Annotated in this window: 25 protein-coding genes; 8 read left to right on the top strand and 17 right to left on the bottom strand. The window is 65.1% G+C overall.

What is annotated here, in order from left to right; all coding sequences use genetic code 11:
• Nucleotides 1-38 precede the first annotated feature (38 nt).
• Nucleotides 39-1,244 carry a glycoside hydrolase family 1 protein gene (locus AC1M0F_RS03855; protein WP_480236871.1) on the top strand — a complete coding sequence of 402 codons (1,206 nt, stop codon included), beginning with the start codon at nt 39-41 and terminating at the stop codon, nt 1,242-1,244.
• Nucleotides 1,245-1,291: 47 nt separating this feature from the next.
• Here the strand turns inward: AC1M0F_RS03855 and AC1M0F_RS03860 are convergent, their stop codons facing one another.
• From AC1M0F_RS03860 to AC1M0F_RS03885, 6 genes are all read right to left on the bottom strand, one after another.
• Nucleotides 1,292-1,720 carry a hypothetical protein gene (locus tag AC1M0F_RS03860; protein WP_480236872.1) on the bottom strand — a complete coding sequence of 143 codons (429 nt, stop codon included), beginning with the start codon at nt 1,718-1,720 and terminating at the stop codon, nt 1,292-1,294.
• Between the two features lie 118 nt (nt 1,721-1,838).
• The gene (locus AC1M0F_RS03865) at nt 1,839-2,522 is read right to left on the bottom strand and encodes a flagellar basal body-associated FliL family protein (protein WP_480236873.1); all 684 of its coding nucleotides are present in this window, start codon (nt 2,520-2,522) and stop codon (nt 1,839-1,841) included.
• Between the two features lie 382 nt (nt 2,523-2,904).
• Nucleotides 2,905-3,222, bottom strand: coding sequence for an ArsR/SmtB family transcription factor (locus tag AC1M0F_RS03870; RefSeq protein WP_480236874.1), 318 nt, complete (start codon nt 3,220-3,222; stop codon nt 2,905-2,907).
• Complete coding sequence (locus AC1M0F_RS03875; protein WP_480236875.1) at nt 3,219-3,698, bottom strand: SRPBCC domain-containing protein; 480 nt, start codon at nt 3,696-3,698, stop codon at nt 3,219-3,221. The genes AC1M0F_RS03870 and AC1M0F_RS03875 overlap by 4 nt, the downstream gene beginning before the upstream one ends.
• A 118-nt stretch (nt 3,699-3,816) precedes the next feature.
• Entirely contained in the window at nt 3,817-4,803 is a 987-nt protein-coding gene (locus AC1M0F_RS03880; RefSeq protein ID WP_480236876.1) for an aldo/keto reductase, read from the bottom strand.
• A 49-nt stretch (nt 4,804-4,852) separates the two neighbouring features.
• The gene (locus AC1M0F_RS03885) at nt 4,853-5,734 is read right to left on the bottom strand and encodes a helix-turn-helix transcriptional regulator (protein WP_480236877.1); all 882 of its coding nucleotides are present in this window, start codon (nt 5,732-5,734) and stop codon (nt 4,853-4,855) included.
• Nucleotides 5,735-5,867: 133 nt separating this feature from the next.
• On the opposite strand from AC1M0F_RS03885, the gene AC1M0F_RS03890 reads away from it, so the two are divergent.
• The 4 genes from AC1M0F_RS03890 to AC1M0F_RS03905 are packed head-to-tail and all read left to right on the top strand — an operon-like array spanning nt 5,868 to nt 8,995.
• The gene (locus tag AC1M0F_RS03890) at nt 5,868-7,115 is read left to right on the top strand and encodes a multidrug effflux MFS transporter (RefSeq protein ID WP_480236878.1); all 1,248 of its coding nucleotides are present in this window, start codon (nt 5,868-5,870) and stop codon (nt 7,113-7,115) included.
• Nucleotides 7,116-7,147: 32 nt separating this feature from the next.
• Nucleotides 7,148-8,170, top strand: a complete 1,023-nt coding sequence (locus AC1M0F_RS03895; protein WP_480236879.1) for a zinc-dependent alcohol dehydrogenase family protein — start codon at nt 7,148-7,150, stop codon at nt 8,168-8,170.
• A gap of 58 nt (nt 8,171-8,228) precedes the next feature.
• Complete coding sequence (locus tag AC1M0F_RS03900; RefSeq protein ID WP_480236880.1) at nt 8,229-8,639, top strand: (R)-mandelonitrile lyase; 411 nt, start codon at nt 8,229-8,231, stop codon at nt 8,637-8,639.
• 14 nt (nt 8,640-8,653) lie between these two features.
• Nucleotides 8,654-8,995, top strand: coding sequence for a carboxymuconolactone decarboxylase family protein (locus AC1M0F_RS03905; protein WP_480236881.1), 342 nt, complete (start codon nt 8,654-8,656; stop codon nt 8,993-8,995).
• A gap of 11 nt (nt 8,996-9,006) precedes the next feature.
• On the opposite strand, the gene AC1M0F_RS03910 is transcribed toward AC1M0F_RS03905, so the two are convergent.
• The 7 genes from AC1M0F_RS03910 to AC1M0F_RS03940 form a co-directional block, all read right to left on the bottom strand.
• Nucleotides 9,007-9,624, bottom strand: a complete 618-nt coding sequence (locus AC1M0F_RS03910) for a dihydrofolate reductase family protein (protein WP_480236882.1) — start codon at nt 9,622-9,624, stop codon at nt 9,007-9,009.
• Between the two features lie 106 nt (nt 9,625-9,730).
• Entirely contained in the window at nt 9,731-10,669 is a 939-nt protein-coding gene (locus AC1M0F_RS03915) for a patatin-like phospholipase family protein (RefSeq protein WP_480236883.1), read from the bottom strand.
• A 213-nt stretch (nt 10,670-10,882) separates the two neighbouring features.
• Nucleotides 10,883-11,959 carry a thioredoxin gene (locus AC1M0F_RS03920; protein ID WP_480236884.1) on the bottom strand — a complete coding sequence of 359 codons (1,077 nt, stop codon included), beginning with the start codon at nt 11,957-11,959 and terminating at the stop codon, nt 10,883-10,885.
• A 221-nt stretch (nt 11,960-12,180) separates the two neighbouring features.
• Complete coding sequence (locus AC1M0F_RS03925) at nt 12,181-12,843, bottom strand: TetR family transcriptional regulator (RefSeq protein ID WP_480236885.1); 663 nt, start codon at nt 12,841-12,843, stop codon at nt 12,181-12,183.
• 11 nt (nt 12,844-12,854) lie between these two features.
• The gene (locus AC1M0F_RS03930) at nt 12,855-13,775 is read right to left on the bottom strand and encodes a shikimate dehydrogenase (protein WP_480236886.1); all 921 of its coding nucleotides are present in this window, start codon (nt 13,773-13,775) and stop codon (nt 12,855-12,857) included.
• Complete coding sequence (locus tag AC1M0F_RS03935) at nt 13,775-14,074, bottom strand: Dabb family protein (RefSeq protein WP_480236887.1); 300 nt, start codon at nt 14,072-14,074, stop codon at nt 13,775-13,777. Before AC1M0F_RS03935 ends, AC1M0F_RS03930 begins: the two co-directional genes overlap by 1 nt.
• Entirely contained in the window at nt 14,071-15,915 is a 1,845-nt protein-coding gene (locus tag AC1M0F_RS03940; RefSeq protein ID WP_480236888.1) for a bifunctional sugar phosphate isomerase/epimerase/4-hydroxyphenylpyruvate dioxygenase family protein, read from the bottom strand. The genes AC1M0F_RS03935 and AC1M0F_RS03940 overlap by 4 nt, the downstream gene beginning before the upstream one ends.
• Before the next feature lie 135 nt (nt 15,916-16,050).
• Here AC1M0F_RS03940 and AC1M0F_RS03945 point away from each other — a divergent pair, with 135 nt between their 5' ends.
• Nucleotides 16,051-16,806, top strand: coding sequence for an IclR family transcriptional regulator (locus tag AC1M0F_RS03945; RefSeq protein WP_480236889.1), 756 nt, complete (start codon nt 16,051-16,053; stop codon nt 16,804-16,806).
• A gap of 32 nt (nt 16,807-16,838) precedes the next feature.
• Complete coding sequence (locus AC1M0F_RS03950; RefSeq protein WP_480236890.1) at nt 16,839-17,582, top strand: IclR family transcriptional regulator; 744 nt, start codon at nt 16,839-16,841, stop codon at nt 17,580-17,582.
• 54 nt (nt 17,583-17,636) lie between these two features.
• Here AC1M0F_RS03950 and dctP read toward each other — a convergent pair whose 3' ends face one another.
• A complete protein-coding gene (dctP, locus tag AC1M0F_RS03955) occupies nt 17,637-18,692 on the bottom strand; it encodes a TRAP transporter substrate-binding protein DctP (RefSeq protein ID WP_480236891.1) in 1,056 nt (351 codons plus the stop codon).
• 322 nt (nt 18,693-19,014) lie between these two features.
• On the opposite strand from dctP, the gene AC1M0F_RS03960 reads away from it, so the two are divergent.
• Complete coding sequence (locus tag AC1M0F_RS03960; protein WP_480236892.1) at nt 19,015-20,097, top strand: Gfo/Idh/MocA family protein; 1,083 nt, start codon at nt 19,015-19,017, stop codon at nt 20,095-20,097.
• 36 nt (nt 20,098-20,133) lie between these two features.
• On the opposite strand, the gene AC1M0F_RS03965 is transcribed toward AC1M0F_RS03960, so the two are convergent.
• From AC1M0F_RS03965 to AC1M0F_RS03975, 3 genes are all read right to left on the bottom strand, one after another.
• A complete protein-coding gene (locus AC1M0F_RS03965; protein ID WP_480236893.1) occupies nt 20,134-20,583 on the bottom strand; it encodes a type II 3-dehydroquinate dehydratase in 450 nt (149 codons plus the stop codon).
• Nucleotides 20,584-20,673: 90 nt separating this feature from the next.
• Nucleotides 20,674-21,954 carry a TRAP transporter large permease gene (locus AC1M0F_RS03970; protein ID WP_480236894.1) on the bottom strand — a complete coding sequence of 427 codons (1,281 nt, stop codon included), beginning with the start codon at nt 21,952-21,954 and terminating at the stop codon, nt 20,674-20,676.
• Nucleotides 21,955-21,958: 4 nt separating this feature from the next.
• The gene (locus AC1M0F_RS03975) at nt 21,959-22,543 is read right to left on the bottom strand and encodes a TRAP transporter small permease (RefSeq protein ID WP_480236895.1); all 585 of its coding nucleotides are present in this window, start codon (nt 22,541-22,543) and stop codon (nt 21,959-21,961) included.
• Nucleotides 22,544-22,675 lie beyond the last annotated feature (132 nt).

A 22,675-nucleotide genomic window follows, 5' to 3' on the forward strand; every position in this document is an offset into this window, starting at 1 on the left:
CGTCCGGTCCGCTCCATCGACCTGAAAGATACGACTCCATGACACCGAACGACCTTCGCTTTCCCGACGACTTCATCTGGGGAGCGGCGACCGCCGCACACCAGATCGAGGGCAACAACGTGAACACGGACTGGTGGGTGCGCGAGCACGCACCAGGCACGGACATCGCCGAGCCCAGCGGAGACGCCGCCGACAGCTTCCACCGGTACCCGGAAGACATGGCCCTGCTCGCGCGGCTGGGCTTCAACACCTACCGGTTCAGCATCGAATGGGCTCGCATCGAGCCGGAGCAGGGATTCGTCTCGAAGGCGTCTCTGTTGCACTATCGGCGCATGATCGACACCGCGCTCGAACTTGGGCTCACCCCGATGGTGACTCTGCACCACTTCACGAACCCGAGGTGGTTCGCCGAGGGCGGGGGCTGGACGCGCGAAGACGCACCTGAGCTCTTCGCGAGGTACACCGAGATCGCGTCGACGATTCTGCACGGGGTCCCGTGGGTGTGCACGATCAACGAACCCAACATGGTCGCCATGACGCGCGGCACCGAGGGCACCGACATGGCGGCGGCCGCCCTGCCCTCCCCCGACGCCCGCATCACCGGGCAGCTCATCAAGGCGCACAAACGTTCCCGCGAAGTCCTCGCGGCGACAAGCAGCGCGAAGACCGGCTGGACGATCGCCGGCCAGGCCTTCCACGCGGCGCCAGGATGCGACGCCGAGATGCGCGCATACCGGTACCCGCGGGAGGACATCTTCCTCGAGGCCGCTGCCGGCGACGATTACGTCGGCGTCCAGGCATACCTGCGCACGTTCATCGGCAAAGACGGCCCGCTCCCCGTCGCCGAAGGCCGGGAGACCACGCTGACCGGCTGGGAGTACTTCCCGCAGGCACTCGAGATGGCCGTCCGCCATGCCTGGGACCTGACGGACCGGACTCCGATCCTCATCACCGAGAACGGACTCGCGACCTCAGACGACACGCGCCGCATCGACTACACGCATGTCGCGCTGTCCGGACTTCACGCCGCGATGAGCGATGGGATCGACGTACGGGGCTACTACCACTGGTCGGCTCTCGACAACTACGAGTGGGGCAGCTTCACACCGACGTTCGGTCTCATCGGCTGGGACAGGGAGACTTTCGAACGCACGCCGAAGCCGAGCGCGCACTGGCTCGGCGACGTCGCCCGCACCGGGACGCTCGCCCACCGGGCCGAGTCCGTGCCAACGCCCGCAGGCTGAGGCGGGACTCACCCGAGTTCAGGCCCGATGCTCTCAGCGTCGCGTCGTCAGCTCAGCAGCACGAGGTTGTCGGACAGCCGGATCCAGTCGTCGTGCTCTATCTCCGGCGAACCTGGCGGGAGATAGCGAACTGCGCGTTGACCGTTCATATGCGTTGTGAGCTCTCCGCCGCCGCTGCACGCGCGGTACCCGGCCTGCGGGGACTCAGCGGGCACGACGAGAATGCACACCCCGTTCTTCGTGTCCGTGTCGGTGGACCGAGCGAGGAAGTAGTCGTTGCCTTCATGCGTCCCGACCAACCGGACCGAGTCGGCGTCGATGCCGTCCTGGTGCCCGTATCCGTCCGGGAGGAGATCAGACGACGTCTGCTTCGAGGACAGCTCGGTGTACGCCGGCGGCGTGGCCGCTCCACATCCGCTCATCAACAGAACCAGGGCAGCCATCACGCCGATTCGCCTCACCGCTGAACGACCCATGTCCCCCACTTTCGTTGGTTCACGGTATCGGATCAGTGAGACGAAAACACGGCCCCATCAGGGTGAGCTCCTGGTTCGGGTTCCTGACCGCGTGAGTCAGAGTCCCCGACGCCGCCGACTACGGCCAGAGCGTGTCATAGACCGGCTGCGTGGTGTCCGCCATGGTGCCAGCGGTGCTTGCTCGCCAGCTGCTCACAACGAGCCCGTCGCGGAAGTAGAGCTCTTCTGACACCGTCCACTGATCCGGGTCTTCCTCCGGGCTCAGCTGGACGGAGATCGAACACACCGTGAACGAGTCCGCGTCATTGTCGACGCAGGTGAAGTCTTCGGCAGTCGCTGCGGCGATGAGGGCGGCCTTCTGCTCGGGCGTTGTCGAGTTCACAGCGTTCGAGGTGCCGCCTTCGGTCGCGCCTCCCCAGAGGCAGTCGATTCCCGGGAGCGTGACGCGGATGTCTTCGATCGCAGGGTGACGGGAGATGCCGACACCATCGAGCTGGGGCGAGTTCAGTTCCTCGCCTGCCCACGCGTCCAGGAACTCCTGGGTGTAGATCTTCCTGCAGTCGGTGGGAAGCGCAACGGGCTGGACGGTCGGTGTGGGCTCCGCCGTGACCGTGGGAGTCGGGGACGGGGTGTCCGTCTGTGTGGGTTCGGCTGCCGCGGGGGGCGTCCGCGCAGGCTGATTGCTGAGAGTGAAGGCAATTCCGGCGCCGACGATGACAACGACGGCGAGTGCGATCGCTGTTCCCCAGAGGAGTCTGCGCTTGCGCCGGCTCGCGTCAGGAATGGAGGTGTTCGGAGTCATGGTGGCCCTTCGCTCAATTGTGAGAATAGGCGGCGTCGGCGACATCCGCGTCCACCTCGGTGATGACACGCGGCGCCCACCCACCGCAACACGACTGAGTCGCCGCAAACGGTCGCTCCGCGACATCGCGAGCGACGCTCTGTGGCAACTCGAGCGCGCGGCCTCGACCAGCGGCGGGTGCCCCGCCCGCGCCGATTGGCGGGGCAGGGCGCGCCAGCACTCATCCCGACGAAAGGTGTAAGCACTGGCTTGAACACGCTATCCGTCGCCGCCTGTCTGCCCGCACCCCAGTGCGGGGCACACCGTCGGCGCCTCAGACTGCCGCAACCCGATCGACGACATGGCCCGTGCCCAGTTCCTGCGACGCCTGTGCGAACAGGACCTAAAGTCCTTCCGCGATCGTCTTGATCGCGGAGAGGCGGCGGTCCCATTCCGCGGCGACGGCGTCGAGCCGGCGCGCGGTGGCGTTCAGCTGCGAACCGATCACCCGGTACTTCAGCTCGCGACCGGCGCGCACCGGTTCGACCAGGCCGACCTCATGGAGCACCGCGAGGTGCTTCGCGATGGCCTGGCGGCTGACCGGGAGACGCCCGGCGAGAGCGGACGCTGATGCGTCGCCCTCGCCGAGCGCCTCGAGGATGCTCCACCGAGTCTCGTCGCCGAGAGCCGCGAAGACGGGAACCATCGTCACAGCGGTCATGACGCGGTCTCAAGCACAGCAACGAGTTTGTCGAGTTCCGCTGTCCACCCGTCGACGTGGCTCGCGAGGTTCGCGGCCGGGTCCGACGTGCGGTCGAAGCCTGTCTCGACGACGGTGAGTTGCGTGCCGTCCGCCGTGGGCTCAAGAGTGAAGGTGAATACGGTCGAGGTTCCGTCGTCGAACTCCCTGGGAGGCCGACCGAGCGCGTCGTCGTTGTTCCATCGGTAGGAGACCCGGCGCTGCGGGTCGATCGCCTCGATCCGCAGCGGAATGGCGCCACCGCCTTCGAACGTCATGGTCCCCTGGGCCCCCGCCTCGGTCCCGTCGAGCTCGGTACGCCCGAACCATGCGGAGATGTGGGCGGGTTCGGTGACCGCGGACCATACCTTCGCCAGAGGAGCGGCGATCCGGATCGTGCGCCGCACCGAGTACTCACCCTCATCGGCGACGGCTGGCTGATTGGTTGTCAGGCTCATGCTGATCAGTCCCTTCGATTCGTGTCGCAGTCTCTGCGTTCACTGCGATCTGCAATTCAACGATTGCAGATCGCTCACCGAAATGCAACCCCAGAGTTGCATCAGGTCTCCGATCGGTTCAGAGGCCGACTGCCGCCATTCCGGCATCGTCGTAGCGATTCCCCGCGACGCCGATCCGGTCGACCAGGCGGTTGAGGTCGGCGACATCGTCGGCGGACAGCGCGACGGATGTTGCCCCCGCGTTCTCGTCGAGACGTTCACGTCGCCGAGTGCCAGGGATGGGCACGATGAACGGATGCTGGGCCAGCAGCCAGGCCAGAGCCACCTGTGCGGGTGTGGCTCCACGGTCGGCGGCGAGGCCACGGACGTGGTCGACGATGGCCTGGTTGGCACGCAGGTTCTCCGCCTCGAACCTCGGCACCCTGGCACGGATCTCGTCAGCGGCGAACGTCGCGTCCGGCGTGACCGTTCCGGTGAGGAATCCTTTGCCGAGCGGGCTGAACGGCACGAATCCGATGCCGAGCTCGATACACAAGGGCAACACCTCCGGCTCGGGGTCTCGAGTCCACAGCGAGTATTCGCTCTGGATCGCTGAGACGGGAGTCACCGCATGAGCGCGGCGGATCGTCGCGGCGCTGGCCTCGGAGAGCCCGAAATGCCTGACCTTGCCCTCGGCGATCAGCTCGCCGACGGTGCCGGCGACATCCTCGATCGGGACGTTCGGGTCGACGCGGTGCTGGTAGAGCAGGTCGAGTGAATCCACGCCGAGTCGCTGGAGAGAACCGTCGGCGGCGCGGCGGATGTGCTCCGGACGTGAGTTCACACCCTGCGAGCGTCCGTCCACGAAGTTGAATCCGAATTTCGTGGCCACGGTGACGCGATCACGGATCGGTGCGATCGCTTCGCCGACGAGCTCCTCATTGTCGAATGGGCCATAGACCTCAGCGGTGTCGATGAGCGTGACACCCTGCTCCACGGCGTAGCGGAGTACGCCGATCATGTCCTCGCGGTCGCCGGGGTTCGGCCCATAGCTCTGGGACATCCCCATTGCTCCGAATCCGATCGCGGAGACCTCGAGGCCCTGTCCGAGTTTTCTCGTGTGCATGTCTTACTCCTCCTGTGTGAACGTCATTGGTCGGCATCACCCTGGAGAACTACGGCCGCGTGATACCCGAAGCGTAATTCGGGTCGGCGCTCCACGACGCAAGAAGTTTAAGCCGCTCCGCAGACGGGGACCCGGGCTCGGCGGTGTAAATCAGGAGCACGTTGCCCGGCTCGGCGGTGATCGCGAGCTCCTCGTACGCGAGGACGATTTCACCGACGAGCGGATGCTGGAATCTCTTCGTCCCCGAGCCGTGGGTCCTCACGTTGTGCGCCGCCCACAGGGTGCGGAAGGTGTCACTGCGAGTCGAGAGTTCGCCGACGAGGTCCTGGAGCGCTTTGTCGTGGGGGTCCCGGCCGGCTTCCGCCCGCATGATGCCGACACACATTTCAGCGAACAGGTCCCAGTCGGGGTAGAAATCACGGGAAGCAGGGTCGAGGAATTGGAAGCGGGCGAGGTTCGGCGTGCGTCCACCGTCGCCGATGACCAGCGAATAGAACGCCCGGCCGAGTTCGTTGACGGCGACGAGGTTCTGCCGTGGGTCTCGCACGAACGCGATCCCGTCGGTGATCGATGCCAGCGCCCACTCCAGACTCGGCCGTGGGGCGGAGGGCTTGCCGACGCGGCGTCGGGGCCGGCCGGACGTCGGAATGCCGTCGGCGGCACGGGCGAGGTCGAGCAGGTGAGCACGCTCGGTGTCGTCCAGTTGCAGCGCACGCGATATGGCGTCGAGGACGGATGCCGAAGCGCCGGCGATCGCTCCGCGCTCGAGCTTCGAGTAGTACTCCACGCTCACACCGGCGAGCGCCGCGACCTCGGTGCGCCGCAGTCCGGTCACGCGCCGGTTGGGTCCGGCGGAGATGCCGGCGGCGTCGGGGGTGACCCGGGCTCGGCGGGTCATGAGGAATTCGCGTACCTCTGCTCGGTTGTCCATACGACCAAGGGTAGATCCGCTGCCCCCAAGAAGGGATGCCCTGTCATGGCACCCCTGAGGATGAGGGGTCCTCTCGCAGTACACCCCTCATCAGAGACTCCCACCCGGGGACCGCGGCACGAAGACTGGGTTCATGCCAGACACCACAGCACCGTCCCGATCGGGAGCCGTCGCCCTGTTGCCGACGCTTCTCCTGCTACTCACGGTGTTCGGTCCGATCTCGATGGACCTCTACCTCCCGGCGCTTCCTGCTCTCACGGTCGAGCTCGGCGCCGCCACCTCCGTGGCCCAGCTCACCGTCACGGCCTGCCTGATCGGCCTGGCCGCCGGACAGCTGATCGCCGGGCCCCTCTCCGACAGGTTCGGCAGGCGGGGCATCCTGCTGATCGGTGTCGTCGCGTACATCGCGACCTCGGCGCTGTGCGCGTTCAGCCCGACCATCGAACTCCTCATCGCCGCACGATTCATCCAGGGCCTCGCGGGTGGAGTCGGGATCGTGATCGCTCAGGCCGCCGGCCGGGACGTCTACTCCGGCGGTGCGCTGATCCGGTTCTACGGGCGGCTGACCGTCATCGGCGGGTTCGCCGCCGTCGTCGGCCCCTTGCTCGGCGGTGTGCTGAACACGGTTCTGGACTGGCGGGGACTGTTCGTCTTCCTTGCCGTGGTCGGCGCCGGCATTCTCATCATCACTCTCTTCGTCTTCCGGGAAACGCTTCCGGCGACGCGCCGCACCCGCGGCGGGCTCAGGCAGACCGTGCACGATTTCCGCACCTTGCTCGCCGACCGAGTGTTTCTCGGCGCGGTCCTCAACCAGGGATTCCTCTACGCGGCTCTGTTCGCCTACCTGGCAGGAGCGACCTATGTGCTGCAGGACGTCTACGGGCTCTCTCCGCAGGAATATGCGGCGGCATTCGCCCTCAACTCCGCCGGATTCATGATCTTCGGATATCTCGCCGGCCGTTCTTCGGAACGATGGAGCATCCCGGGTACCCTCACGATCGGCATCCTCGTCGCCGGTATCGGAGCGACGGGCCTGCTCGGATCCGGCCTGACGGCAATGCCGTTGTGGGTGGTCATCGTCTCGCTGTTCGCCCTCGCCAGCGGTGTCGCGATCTCGTCGACCCCGGCGACGACCCTCGCCCTCACCGAATACCCGCAGATCGCCGGAACGGCGTCTTCGCTGCTTGGGATGGTCCGGTTCGGGTTCGGCGGCGTCGCAGCCCCGCTCGTCGGCGTCGCCGGCGCCACCAGCATCCTCCCGCTCGGGGTGGTCACGGTCACTGCGGTGATTCTCGCCGCTGCCGCCTATCTCGTCCTCGTCCGCCCCTCCCCTTCCCGGTCTGTCACCACGACGCTGTCGGCGTCTGAACCAGCCGAGTAGCCACCCAACCCCAACCGAAGGAGAACACCACCATGCGTGGAGTCACCATGTACGCCCCAGGCGATGTCCGGGTCGAAGACCGCGAGATACCGGCGATCGTCGATCCGACGGATGCCATCATCCGCGTGTCGGCGAGCTGCATCTGCGGGTCAGACCTCTGGCCGTATCGCGGAGCCGAACCCGTGGACCACCAGGCGATGGGACACGAGTACGTCGGCGTCGTCACCGAGATCGGTTCCGAGGTCTCGACCATCGCCGTCGGCGATTTCGTCGTCGGCTCGTTCTTCGCCTCAGACAACACCTGCGAAATCTGCCGGTCCGGCTACCAGACTCACTGCATCCACCGGCAGCCCGGTGCGCCGACCGGTGCGCAGGCGGAGTACGCCCGCATCCCTCTGGCCGACGGCACCCTGGTGGCCACCCCCGGGCACCCGGACGCCGACCTCATCCCCTCGCTGCTGGCGGCATCCGACGTTCTAGGCACCGGCTGGTTCGCTGCTGTCGCCGCCGAGGTCGGCCCAGGGAAGACCGTGGCCGTGGTCGGAGACGGCGCGGTCGGTCTGCTGGGAGTTCTCGCCGCCCGGGAATTGGGCGCAGAACGGATCATCGCCATGTCCCGTCACGCCGACCGTCAGGCGCTGGCTCGCGAGTTCGGAGCCACAGACATCGTCGAGGAACGCGGAGACGACGGAGTGGAGAAGATCAAGGAACTGACCGGGGGGCTCGGCGCTCACAGCGTCATCGAAGCCGTCGGCACTCAGGAGTCCATGCGTCAGGCGATCCAGTCCACCCGTGCCGGAGGTCACGTCGGCTACGTCGGAGTCTCACACGATGTGACCATCGACGGGCTCGAACTGTTCTTCTCCGGCGTGCACCTGCACGGCGGCCCGGCCCCCGTGCGCCGCTTCCTTCCCGAGCTGATCCAGCTGATCTGGGACCGCAAGATCGACCCGGGAAAGGTCTTCGACCTCACTCTCCCGATCGAGCGCGCTGCCGAGGGATACACGGCGATGGACGAGCGTCGCGCCATCAAGGTTCTGCTCACCACCGACTGATCGAACCGGGTGACCGGGCGCCTGGGTGCCCGGTCACCCGCCAACCCCAAGGAACACAATGAACATCGAACCGACCACACCTACTGTCAAGAACGCGCCCGAGCAGTTTGCCGGCGACGTCTGGGTCGACGTGATCGCCTCACCACACACGCCCGACCAGCGGATGACCGTCGCCACCGTTCGTTTCGCACCTGGCGCCCGCACCGCGTGGCACTCCCACGCCCGAGGCCAGTACCTGCGCGTCACCCAGGGCGTCGCCCGATTCGGCGACCGCGACGGCAACGTCATCGAGGTCCACCCCGGGCAGACGTTGTACACACCGCCCGGCCAGGACCACTGGCACGCTGCCGCACCTGGCTGCTTCATGGAGCACATCGCGATGCTCGAAGCGGCAGACGACCCGGCCGCCACCACCCAGTGGAAAGAGCACATCACCGACGCCGACTACACCGGACGCGCCGGCGCCTGAGGAGGCCTCGAACTATGACGAATAAACAACCGTCCGCAGCCCGGCGAACGCTCGGCGGGTTCGCCGACAAGCTCGTCGACCTCACCGACGACGTCCTCTTCGGGGACGTCTGGGAACGCCCGGAGCTCGCCGCGCGCGACCGAAGCCTCATCACCATCGCGGCCCTGGTCGCCGGCGGCCACACCGAACAGCTGCCGTTTCACCTCGACCTCGGGAAAAGCAACGGGCTCACCGAGGAAGAGTTGGTGGAGGCCATCACGCATCTGGCGTTCTACACCGGTTGGCCCAGGGCCATGTCCGCCATCGCCGCCGCGCGGACGGCATTCACTCCACAGACGGACTCCACCGCAGAGTAGAGGGGGCGAACCTACGCCGCAGGTGGCACCTGGGACCGCACAGGCCGATAGGTGATGTGCGTCACGAGCGATGCCTCTCGCACCGAGATCCGCTCAAGCGCCTGCGCGGGCACTCCGTCGAACACGCGCTCACCAGCGCCGAGGATGCAGGCCGTAACGTGCAGCCGGAGCTCGTCGAGCAGCCCGGCGGCAAGGAATTGATTCACCGTCCCCGCGCCGCCCGCAATCGAGATGTTCTCATCGCCCGCCGCGGCCCGTGCTCTCTCCAGGGCGGAATGGATGCCGTCGGTGACGAAGAAGAACGTCGTACCGCCTTCCATCTCGATGGGCTCATGCTCGAAGTGGGTGAGGACGAAGACGGGCCCGTGGTACGGCGGCTCAGGACCCCACCAGCCCTGCCAGTCGCGGTCCCACTCCCCCCGGACCGGACCGAACATGTTCCGTCCCATGATGGTTGCGCCCGAGTCGACGATCGCGTCGACCTCTTCGCGGTTCTCCTCATACGTCTCGAACATCCACCGGTGCAGCCAGTTCTCATCGATGTCGCCGAGCGGCTTCTCCTCGCTCTGATTCACGCCGGCGGCAAAACCGTCGGCCGAGACCGCGATGTCGCAGAACACTTTGCCCATGGTCGAACTCCCCCTTCCTGGAAATTTCCGTTGATTGGCAGGCTAACGAACCGGGTCGAAACCGCAAGGGGCGGTTTCGACCGTCGTCGCTCAGGCCTCACGGGCGTCAGACCCAGAATTCGGTGAGCCGCTCGGCCTGGGCTGCCCCCTGCTCGTATCCGGCTCGAGCAGCGAGCGGACGCAGCGACAGGTCCATCGCGTTGGGGCCGAACAGGTGCTCGACAGTGCTCTCCGGGAACACCGTTTCGACCTCGCTGCCGCGCGCACGGAGCTCGTCGACTTGTGCGGCGAGATGCGTACCCCAGTCGACCGGAGTCAGGGATCTGCCCCCGAAGGGTGACAGCACCAGCACTCGCCCGTATCCGGCTGCCAGATCGGCGTTCTCGGCGTTGGATCGGTATCCACCGTCGATGTATCGGTGGACTCCGATCCGGTAGGGACGGCCGCTGGAACAGCTGGCGGCGACGGCATCCACCAGGTCGACGTCGCTGAGCTGGTCGAATACGACCGGCTCACCGGAGTCGGCATCCACCGCCGTGATGAGAACAGCGCGTTGCGGCCAGCGCACACCGGGCAGGCGTGAGGCGACCGTGGCACGCCACTGTGTTTGCCAAGAGCCATCGGACGCATCCATGTCGATCGCCGATGCGCCCATTCTGCGGCGCATGTCGGCGGCATCCGCAGAGGAGGCGATGATCGCGGTGATCCTCTCCATATGGTCCGTCACCGGCCGGGTCGGTGCCCGTCCTCGATCGGATCCGACGGGACCGGTCGGATGCTTCGGCGCAGTGGCTTGGATGGCCTGGAAAAGCTCGGTCGGCATGGCACCGGCGATCTGGGCCGCGGCCGTCGAGCCGGCCGATGTCCCGATGGTCAGGTCGGCAGTGGTCACGTCCAGGCCGGCATCGAACAGACCAGCGAGAACGCCGATCAGCCAGGCGTTGCCTGTCGATCCCCCACCGCCGAGGACCAGGGCCGTCCGGGTGGAGTGTGACCGGATGCCGTCGGAGACTGTCTCCGGATTGAACTGAGGTGAAGAACTCATCGTCGTAGCTTTCTGAGAGTGGATGCAGCGCTCCCCGCGACGGCTACGTCAGTCGCGCGATCGTGAACTAGAAGGAGCGCCCAGAGTGGACAGTGTGTGCATCGGGCTCACCTCCTCGAATCGTGTCACGTTCGTCGAGGACTCTACCGCTGCGCCGGCCTGCTCGCCATCCGCCCTGTCGCGCTGACCCGCGCGGACGCCGGCGCCATTCGGTCATCCGAACGTGAAGCAGTAGGCCTCGACCCCTGCCTCGAGGAACTCGATTTCACATCTGAGGTCCTCGATCGGTCCCGGCTGGCGGACGAGTTGATAGACGTTGTGGTCGCGAACCGTGCCGCGCCCGTCCTCGTCGACGTCGCTGCCGCTGGCATCGCCGAGGGAGTGGCCGTCGACGGTGACCACGAAGGGAATGGCGGTGTCCGGCTTGGCCGAGCCCATGACGAGGTTGACGTCCCTGGCATGGAACTGGAAGGCGATGCGCGAACCTGGGCTGTTCGAGCGCGCGGTATTCGCGGCCACTGTCCAGTTTCCCGAGAGGTCCCACGCGTTGAGCGGCAGCCAGGATGCTGCGTAATAGTCGTGAGGCATGTCCAGTGCGGCCTCCGCTTCCGATGCGAATCCCTTGCTCCGGGTGTAACCCAGGTAGGTCTCAGGGGAACGTAATGCTGGCCAGTCCGCCGCGACTTCGAGCCCGCGCGGCGTGGGCTCAACGAGGTCCATGTCGATGTCGGCTGCGCCAGCGTTCAGCAGAAGCCGCTGGATCACCATCTCGGTCTGCGCGTACTCCCCCTCGCCGAAGTGATGGAATCGGATTCGACCGTCGGCATCCGCGATGTAGACCGCTGGCCAGAACCGGTTCGCGAACGCACCCCACACGCGATATTCGCTGTCGATCGCGACCGGGAACTCCACGCCCAGGTTCCGCGTCTGGGTCACGACGTTCGCGACGTCGCTCTCGAAGTCGAACTCCGGAGTATGTACGCCCACGACGGTGAGTCCGGCTGTTTCGTACTTCGCCGCCCATGCGCGCACATAGGGCAGCGTGCGCAGCCAGTTGACGCAGGTGTAGGTCCAGAAATCGACCAGCACGACTCGTCCGCGAAGTCCGTCCGGAGTCAGGGGCTCGGAGTTCAGCCATCCGGTGGCGCCATCGAACGCTGCGAGTCGCCCCTCGACAGGCAACTCTCCTGTGTCCCCTGCGAGCCAGTGAGCTATCGTGCGGACGACGCCGGTGCGGGCAGGCGGCGGCGATCCGCTCGCATCGTTGTCGGGATCCGGCTGGTCAGACACGAGCGACCTCCTGTTGTGAGTGTGACTCCGATGTCAGGCAGGACCGAATGCAGCGCGCCGACGCAGCAGCCGATGCCGTCGGCGGGGTGACCGAGGACGCGCGCACCTGCGGCCTGGCAGCGAGCCGAACTGAACCATCGATTTGCGACGAAACTTACTCCGCACCATGCCGGTGCGCAACCGGGAGGGGGCCCGCGGAGCGCCGCGAGTTGCGTCGAGAGTCAGCCGGCCGCCCGCGCAGTCATCGTCGCCACGATCATGTCGCCGATGAGACGCCGGTGCGGCTCCTGGAGGGCGGGCTCGAGCATGTCGCGGTCGAAAATCGCGGCGAAGGTGTGCCGGTTGGCGACGTGAAAGCACGCGAAAGCGCTGATGATCATGTGCACGTCAAGCGCGTCGATGTCATCACGGAAGACGCCTTCGCCGACACCCCTCTGGATGACCCCTTCGAGCACTGTGATCGCGGTCGCATTCTCGCGCAGGATTGTGGGCGACTGCCGAAGATGCTCTGCGCGGTGGATGTTCTCGATGCTGACGAGCTGGATGAACTCCTGATGCGTGGTGTGGTGGTCGTACGTGGCTTCGGCCAGTTTGCGCAGGGCATCGCTCGGTGACAGCTCGTCGATCCGGACCCCGCGCTCGACCCGACGGATCTGGGCGTAGACACGCTCGAGGACGCTGAGATAGAGCCCCTCTTTCGAGGTGAAATAGTAGTAAATCATCCGTTTGGTCGTCCGGGTCCGCGCGGCGATCTCGTCCACCCTGGCGCCGGCGTATCCGTTGGCAGCGAACTCTGCTGTGGCGACATCGAGGATGTCTTCCCTCGTTCGTACGGCGCGCGCCGTCGATCCGGTGTCTCGAGCCTCGCGCAACTCTTCAGTCATCTCAGTTTCCATCACCCTCGTACCGCCCGTCCAGACGTCTCCTCCGGTCGGATGAGTGCACGGAAGTGCTCTTCCATCCGTTCCCGGTCGGGCTGCTCACCCGTGATGATCTGAAGGCTAGCGTAGGCCTGACCGACGGCCATCCAGCCACCATCAAGCACGGGATGGCCTCGGTCGACCGCCCGGCGGATGAGTTCCGTCTCCAACGGCCGGTAGACGACGTCCGATACCCACGCCTCCGATCGAAGGAGTTCGACGTCGAACGCGACTCCCGGATGGTGGTGCATCCCCATCGGTGTCGCATGCACGACGCCGCTGGCCTTGGCAATCATCCCCGCGAGACCGTCGCGCCGAATTATGGCGACGGTCTGCGTCGGAAAGTGTGAGCGCATGCGTCTGGCAAGCTCCTCCGAGCGTGCGTGGTCGACATCGAACAGGTCGAGCCTCGCGGCTCCGCACGAAAGAAGCGCATAGGCGGTCGCCGCCCCGGCACCACCGCAACCGATTTGGACGACGCGCTCGAAGGAAGCATCCGGCAACCCGGAGACGAGACCGTCGCGGTACCCCATCCAGTCCGTGTTGAACCCGATCATGCCCTCGTCGTCGAACAACACCAGGTTGACCGCTCCGAGGTGTTCAGCTCGCGGGTCCAACCTGTCGACGACGTCGACCACCAGCTGTTTGCAGGGGTGGGTGATGTTCATCGCGGAGAAGCCCTGTCGGCGAGCATCGGCGAGCAACGTCCCGACATCCTCCGCCTGCTTTCCCAGCTCGATGAGGTCGATGATGCGGTATTCGTAGTCGAGCCCCAGTGCTGCCGCTTCGACCTCGTGCATCGGCGGAGTGAAAGACGCCGTGATCCCTTCGCCGATGAGACCGACCAGGTGGCGGTCACGGTGCGTGCGCGACCCACCGTGCTCTTGTCGGGTCATCACGTTTCCGGGACCTCGAAGTCGACGGTGGCCAGCGATAGCTTCACTGGTGCGGAGATCCTCAGGACCTCGACGTGCGCCGGGTGCCGGTTGTACGCTTCGAGCCCGTCGAGGTCTTCGAAGTCAGCGACGATGGCGAGTTCGTGCGAGGTGACCCCGCCGAGCACATCGACGCCGACACTCATGCTTCGCAGGGACGGGATCTGCGACGGCAAGGCCCTCAGCAGCGACATCCAGTGCTCTCGTTGGTCACTGGTGAACTCAGGCACGAACCGGAACACTGCGACATGTCGGATCACGCCGGTACTCCTCTCGCCTCACGCCGCTGCTGGTACTGAGCAGCAAGGCGGACGGGTGCGTTGAGAGCCCCGTATCCCTCATAGCCGTCGCGGCGCTCGACGACCTCGAGGAACACCGTCCCGATCGGATGGGTGTAGAAGTGGAGAAAATCTCCCGTCTCGTCCCGGTCGTACATGACGTTGAGCTCTTTGAGCTCGTCGAGAAGCGACGGCGGAATCTCGTACCGCGCCTCGATGTCGTCGTAGTAGTTGGCTGGGATGTCGAGAGGGTGGAATCCTCGCTGTCGCGCCTCTCTCGCCAGCGCGAGGACGTCGGATGCTGCGAAGGCGACGTGCTGCGGAAGGATCGCGTCGTCGTTCGCACCGGAAGGCACGAGGTTGAGTGCAATACGAATGACCCCATCGGCCGCCCGGAGCACCTGACTGCGTACGAGACCGACAGGGGCGGCCACCTCCATCGAAGGCTGCGAACGGAGATCAAGCACTGAATGGAAGAAGAGCACTCCGGCGTCGAAATGATGCCAGTGCTGCGCAAGGTTGATGTGGTCCACTCGCGCGATGCGGTCGACGCCGGTGCCGGCTGGCTCCCCGAACTCCCGCACCCACCCTGGTGCAGACTTTCCCTCAGCGCCGAAGAAGATCTCAGATCCATCCGGTGCCCGCACGCCGACCAGCGGCTCATCGCCAGGGCCTTCCGAACGGTGGATCTCCGGCGCGAACAGCTCGATGGCCCGCAGGAGAGCCGCCTTCGGATCGTGTACCGACAGTCCGATTCCCGCGACGGTGGGGATCGGTTGGTGTGACTCGGGACGGCCGAGCACGACACGCGCGGCCCCCTGAGACCAGAGCTCGACATTCTTGGTGCGGTGGCGGCCGTGCGCGGAGAATCCGAGCTGCTCGAGAAGGGTTCGCAAGTCTTCGACCGCGTCAGTGCGCAGCTCCACATAATTGATGTCGGCGGGCGGCTCCACCACCGGCAACGGTCTGGCGGACATCTGGCCCGCGCGACCACCAGAAGTCCCACCCAGCCAGGACAGCGTCTCGTCCTCAAGCAAACGGAGGGAGCGTTTGGCGTCGATTGCCGTCGCCCGCGGATCCGACTGGCGGAACGTGTCGTTGAAGATCTCGAGCGACACCGGCCCGTCGTAGCCTGTCCTCATCAAATGACCCATGAATCCAGGGAGGTCGAATCCACCCTCTCCGGGAAAGAGGCGGTGGTGGCGGCTCCAGGAGAGCACATCCATGGACAGGATCGGAGCGTCGGCGAGCTGGACGAAGAATATCTTGTCGGCGGGGATCGTCTCGATCGCCGCTGGGTTGTGCCCCTTGGACAGAATGTGGAAGCTGTCGAGGCAAAGCCCGACTCTCGGGTGATCTGTGAGCCGCACGATGCGGGCGGCCTGCTCGTAGTCGTCGACGAATCGGCCCCAGGCGAGTGCCTCATAAGCAACGCGGACGTCGAAGCGCTCCGCCAGCTCGCCGAGTTCGCGCAACTGCGAGGCCGCGAGCTGTTCGTCTCCGCTTCGGGCCGTCGCAACGTTGCTGCACAGCAACATCGTGTCGATGCCGAGGCGGTTCATGAGTGCGAACTTCGCCGCCGCGCGTCGCAGGTTTTGCTCCAGTAGGTCCGGCCCCACCCCTTCGAAGTCGCGGAACGGCTGGTAGAGGTCGAGTGACAGTCCGAGTTCCTGCGCCCGTGCGCGAATGTCCTCGGGTGAGTCCGGCGATGCGATGAGATCGGGCTCGAATATCTCCACCCCGTCGAACCCGGCCTCAGCGGCGGCCACGAGCTTCTGGTCGAGCGTCCCCCTGAGACATACCGTCGCGATCGAAGTTCGCATGTTTCCTCCAGCGGGCACCGACGCTGGTGCCCCGTCCGATGTTCAGAATGGGCGTTGCAGAGAAACGTACTAACTAGTACGTTCGACCACAACGGGCGATCATGGACGATTCAACCCGCAAAGAGGAGATCTTCAATGATGAGTTTCGCCGAGTGGAACACGCCGAGTGACCCGGCAGCCGATTCGGCGTCGGTGCTCGAACGTATTGTGGCAATTCTCGAGGCCGTGAAGGAATCGGGTTCCCTCTCGGTCACCGCACTCGCGGTACGAACCGATATGCCGAAGTCCACCGTGTCGCGGCTGGTGGGCGAACTGGTCCAGCAACGCTACCTGGAGCGCACCGAGGACGGTGTGACGCTCGGTTTCCGACTCTTCGAACTCGGGGCGCGCGTCAGCCTCCCGCGTCGACTTCTCACGGCTGCGGCCCCGGTGATCCGAGAACTCGTGGAAGTGACCGGCGAGCGTGTCGGTCTCTGGGTGCACCGGGGAACCCACATGATCTCCATCGCGGCGGTGGCCGGACGGCTCCCGATGCTGCCAACGCGCGCCGGCATGCGTTCGCCCGCCCTGACGACGGCCAGCGGAAAGGCATACCTTGCATTCTGCGAGGACCGCAGTGTCGTCGAGCGAGCGGCTGCCCCCCTCGTCGATGATGCGGCCGACCAGTTCCGAGACGAATTGAGCCAGGTGCGGGCGACGGTGGTGGCCACTGACAGAGGGGTCGCGTACCCGGGCATCCTCGCTGTGGCGAGCCCGGTGCTGTCTGCGAACCGCGTCGTCCTCGGCGCGATCTCCATTGCCGGACCGAGCGGTGGGATGGACCCGGACCAGGTGGCGCCACTGGTGCGTGCGGCTGGTGTCGCCCTGACACGTCGACTCACGGCGGCCTAGCGACGATGCGAAACGCAGCGTGGACCACGTCCGTGAGCGTGCTGGATCGTGTCACGGCCCTTTTCGACGCCTTCGGAGAGCACGATGAGGGTCTCGGTGTTTCTGAGCTGGCCCGCCGCGCAAATCTCCCGAAGTCCACGGTGTCGCGGATCGCCGCCGAACTGGTCGATCAACGCTTCCTCGATCGAGAGGGCAGCAAGCTGTATTTGGGAATTCGCCTCTTCGAGCTTGGTCAGACCGTCGCGGAACCGCGGAAGCTTCGCGAAGCGTCGCTCCCGCTGATGAATGAGCTCAGCCTTGCCACCGGGCGAAGCGTTCATCTCGCCGTCCTGGAGCACGCCGACGTGATTCTCGTCGCCGTGGTCCGCGGAGGGCGCGAACTGAAACCGCTCGGACGAGTCGGCGAGCGACGCCCGGCTCACGCGACGGCGCTCGGGAAGGCAATACTCGCGTTCTCGGCGCATGATGTGGCTGCAGAGGCGGTGCGCGGTGTACTCGATCCGCGCACCCGTCGCACCCACAGCGAGCCATCGAAGCTCCTCCGGGAACTGGCCGAGATCCGCAGGACCCGAATTGCAACGGAACTGGAGGAATATGCCGCGGACATCGTCAGTGTCGCAAGCCCGGTCCTCGGTCAACTTTCCGTCCCGGTCGCCGCGATCTCCGTCGCTGGCTCCACCGAGCAGATGGATGTACGCGGGCTTGCTCCCACCGTTCGCTCTGCCGCCGTCAATCTGAGCCATCGGATAGGTGCCGGACAAAACCGACTGGCCTAGCGTGGGAACGGGGTGGCCGCGAGAATCGCAACCACCCCGTTCGTGCCGGAAAGGCTAGCCGGCCATCTCACGGATGGCCTGGTAGGCCTCGAGGGTCTCTCCCGAGAAGTGGTCTTCGAAGAAGGACTCGGCGTCACTGGTGAACGCGTCCATGTCGATGTCCTCGGTTTCGATGACGGTGAAGCTGTCGTCCGCCCGGTACTCGTCGAGGATCTCTTCCGTCGCCTCGTCGACGCAGTCGCGATTCTCAGGACGGATCTCGTGGATCGCCTCTTCGAGCACGGTGGCCTGCTCTTCGCTCATCTTTTCGTACGTCTTGTCGCTGACAATGATCCAGTGGATGCCGACGTTGTGGTTGTTGAGAACGGCGACGTTGAGCACCTCGTCATAGCTCGATGAGCGCGTTGCCACGATGGGGTTCTCCTGACCGACGGCGATCCCCTGCTGCAACGCCGTGTAGAGCTCTTCGACCGCAACGGAGACGGGGTTGTCGACTCCCAGCGCCTCAGCGTTCGCAAGGAAGGCAGGCGAATTGGGGAATCTGATCGGCACTCCCGCGAGATCCTCAGGTCCACGGATCTCGACGTCCTTCGTGGTGAACGTTCGGTTGCCGAAGAACCATCCATCGACGATGCGGACGCCGGTCGCCTCCTGGAACCCCGAGAACATGTCTTCCGATCCTTCGTCGATCCAGTTGAAGGCGTGGTCGACGTCGTCGAACGCGTATGCGGCATCGACAACGCCGATGGGCTCGTAGGTGGAACTGAGCGCAGAGGCGCCCTGCAGATCTATGTCGATGTCACCGGCCTGAACGAGCGGGAACCGATCCGCGTCAGGGCCGAGCTGGCTTGCCGGGTACAACTCGACGGTGAGTTCGACGTCTGCCTCCTCGAGCCGTTCCTTGAGCAACTCGACTCCGCAGTAATAGTTCGGGGTCTCCTCGTTCTGGCTGGTGGCGACGGTGATTGTGACGGGCTCGTTTGTCGAGTCACCTTCGCCGGAGGTGCTTTCAGGGGTGCCGCCACCGGCGCAGCCGGTGACGACGAGCGTAGTTGCTGCGAACACGGACGCGGCCATCAGGCCTCGACGCGTGGATCGGGGTGTGCCCATGTGACTCTCCTCTATTCTGCGCACGCCTTCGTGCATGGGGTGATATTCATTCCGTGGCCGACATCGCGACACCGAGTCGATGAGGCCTCTGCTGGGACGAGGGCACCGTCGACCACATTGTCAATGAAGCAGCCCTGTGGCAATGCCGACTCTCGTCCAGCCCGATGCGTTCGTAAAGCAACGTCCCGGCGAGTGGAACACGTGCGGCGTCCGAGGCCGAACCGTCAGCCTGCGCCGCTGAATGGGACACTCCGTGTGTGTCGACTCATGCTCGCATACGCTGGGCTAGACCAACCTCCGAGGCAGTGATGCAGGAGTATTCGTGACCGCAACAACGTCCAACGCCGTCCGCATCGGCGTCATCGGCGCCGGCTTCATGGGGCGTCAACACATCGAATTCGTTCGGATGGCAGCAGACGCTGAGCTGTCGGCGGTCGCCGATCCTGTCGCCACCGACGAACTGTTCGGGTGCCCGGTATATCCGGATGCAGACGCGATGCTCGAATCCGAAGAGCTCGATGCGGTCATCATCGCGAACCCGAATGCGCTCCATGTGGACACCGCGATCGTTTGTCTCACGGCGGGTGTCGCTGTGCTTCTCGAGAAGCCCGTCGCCGTCGACTATGCCGAGTCTCTGCGGCTCGTCGACGCGGTCGAACGTCTGGACGGCCGACTCCTCGTCGGGCACCACCGCCGACATCACCCCGCGGTCGGCCGAGCGCGGGCCGCCGTGCTCGATGGCGAAATCGGGCAGATGGTCGGAGTCAGCGGGATGTGGTCTGCTCGCAAGGAGGATTCCTACTTCACGGAATCTCCCTGGCACCGGCAACGTGGCGCAGGCGTGCTGCTGATCAACCTCGTGCACGACCTCGATCTCCTGCGCCATCTGTGCGGTGAGGTCGCTTCGGTCCAGGCGATGGTGAGCTCGCATGCTCGCGGCCTGGAGGTCGAGGACACCGTGGCCGTAAATCTCCGTTTCGAGAGCGGTGCCATCGGCAGTTTCCTTGCCTCGGATGCCGGAGTCTCGCCGTGGGGCTGGGACCAGTCCACGGAGGACACCACCGAGTTCCCCTTCCTCCCCGACGGCGTCGCCTACCAGTTCGTCGGCACCCGCGGCGCGCTCGCGGTGCCGAATCTCGCGAAGTACTCGTATGATCCGTCCGTGGACGCCGACTGGCACTCCCCGCTGTCCCGCAGCTACCTCCCGGTCACACCGCGTGTCTCGTTCCACGCTCAGCTCGAACATTTCGTCCGGGTCGCACGAGGGGCCGAACCGCTTGTCTCGGCGGAGGATGCCTCGCGGACGCTTGCCCTGGTCGAGGCTTCAGTCCTGGCGGCAGACCGTCACGAGACGATCGACATCGCTCAGTTCCGTGCAGGCATTGTCGCGAGAACGCGAGCGTGAGGGCTGCGTCGGTCGCTCACCCCGCACCGTGCGCAGTCAGCCGCTCGCGGCGTTCGTCAGCCTGTCGGCTGCACGAATAGCCAGTTCGTACCCGAACACACCAGCGCCGGCGATCACCGCGTGCGCCGCGGTCGACATGAGCGAGTGACGATGGGCCGCGTCGCGCGCGTGGATGTTGGTGATGTGTATTTCGACGATCGGCGTATCCAGAATCAGCAGAGCATCGAGCACAGGCACGGAGCCGAAACTGAAGCCTGCCGGATTGATCACAACGGTCGCCTTCTCGCGGTACGCATCGTGGAGCCATTCGACGATCTCATGCTCCGCGTTCGATTGCGCGAAGAAGAGATCGAAACCCAGCTCGTCGGCGACACGTGCGCAGTCTGCTCGAACGTCGTCGAGAGACGCGCTACCGTACAGTTCCGGCTGTCGCTGACCGAGCATGTTCAGATTCGGGCCATTCAGAACGTAAAGCTTTCTGGTCACTGGTGATTCCTTTCCGCGGGCATGGGTGCCCCTATTGGTTCATTCGTCCGACGACGGGGTCCGCCTGACGTTGATGCTGACGCACGGATGTCACAACAGACCGAGCAGTGTGGGAACGACGGTGACAATCCACGGAAACACGGTCAACAGCAGGAGCACGACCCCCAACGGGATGAGGAAGGGGAGGATTCCACGGAAGAGCTCACCCATCGGTCTGCGCGTGATCGAGCCGACCACGAAGAGGACGGCTCCGACGGGCGGTGTGAGCGAGCCGATCATGAGGTTCAGGATCATGATGACTCCGAGATGGACGGGGTCGATTCCGAATTCCGCACTGATCGGCATCAGAATCGGCACAAGCACGAGGATGACGGGTGGTGCCTCCAGGAAGACGCCCAGAAGAATGAGGAGCACGTTGAGCAGCAACAAGAAGACGATGGGGTTGTCCGTCAACGACGTGAGCCACTCCCCCAGGTTTCGGGAGACCTGTTCGCGCGCCAGCACCTGACCCATGAGGTTCGACGCCCCGAGGATCAGAAGGATCCCTCCAGAGATGATGACGGTTTCCTTGGCCGCGCGGTAGAACACCCGCAACGTCAGGGTCCGGTAGAAAAGCCCGAGAACGAGCATGTACGCGGCAGCGATGCCCGCGCTCTCCGTCGGCGTGAACATTCCACTGAAGATGCCGCCGAGGATGATCACGGGAAGCAGCGCGGGGCCGATGACCCGTACCGCCGCTTTGCGGAGCATTGCACCGTCGAATGGGCGGCTGACTGCCACCTTCGGATGCATCCGCACCCAGATGAAGATGTACACCGCGAGGCCGAGGGCCATCAATCCGGCGGGCAGGATGGAGCCGGCAAAAAGGGCACCAGTGGAGATGGATGCGGTCGCTGCGAAGAGAACCGCTGGGATGCTCGGTGGCATCACGGTGCTCATCAATGATCCCGACGCCGTCAGACCCGCCGAGAAGCCGTAGGGGTACCCTGCTTTGAGCATCTGAGGAATCTGCACCTTGCTCGTCGACGCGGCATCCGCGAGCGCAGACCCGCTGATCCACGAGAACCCGATCGCGGTGCCCAGATTCACGTAGGCGAGGTTGCCAGGCAGCCGCGGGAGCAGGGCCTTGGCGAAGTCGTACAGCCGTGTCGCAATGCCGAGATGATTCGCGATCGTGCCGACGAAGATGAACAGCGGCACTGCGAGCAGCGGAAAGCTGTTGATTCCGTTGACGATCGACGAAATCGCGTAGCCCGCTGACAAGCCATGGCTGTAGAAATACAGCATGCTGGGGGCGATCATCGCGAACGCGACGGGCACCCGGAGCAGGAGGAGGACGACGAGAAGGAGGATGTAGAGCCAGAGATCCATGCGGTCAGCCGTCCATCTCTGAGATGTCGAGCTTGCGTTCCGGACGGTTGGCGTAGGGAATCTTCCACGCTGAGTGAATTGCGGCTGACACGAATCCAACGAATGCGAAAACGTACAGCATCCCGAGTGGTATGTGCATCGCCGCGCTGGTCCGAGCCCATTCGGTGTCGATCTTCACGTAAGCCTCGTACGCCAGTGCCAGGCAGGTCGCGACCATGATGAGGGCCGAGACGACACGCAACACGACAAAGAGCTTTCGGCCTGCGAGTGCCTGGTCGAAGACCTCGATCACAATGTGACCGTTGAGACCGACGAGGTAGCCGGTGGTGATGAAGGTCAGAGCGACCATCGACATGAGCGCGAGTTCACCTGCGCCCACCCATCCGAGCGCGGGAATGTAGCGTCCGAGTACCTGCCACATCACCCCGATGACAATGAGTGCGAATAGTGCGACGCCGATCGTGATCTCCGCGGCGGAAAGCACGCGGATGAATTTCGGGTCGGGCGGAACACCCTGGTTGAGGGCCGGTGTGCTGAAGGGTTTCTCCGAGTGGTTGTAGATCGACTCACCGGGCTCGTTCTCCGTCATGACACCACCGCCCACGCGAGGATCGATGAAGAGCGGGGCGCGGTGCCCCGAAGGTGGTGCGCCATGGAATCACGGTGCATGTTCAACCTCTCTGTTGGTCAGGGTCCCCGCGGGCGCACACATGCGATCGCA

It is taken from the genome of Mycetocola sp. Y719 (genome assembly GCF_056713205.1).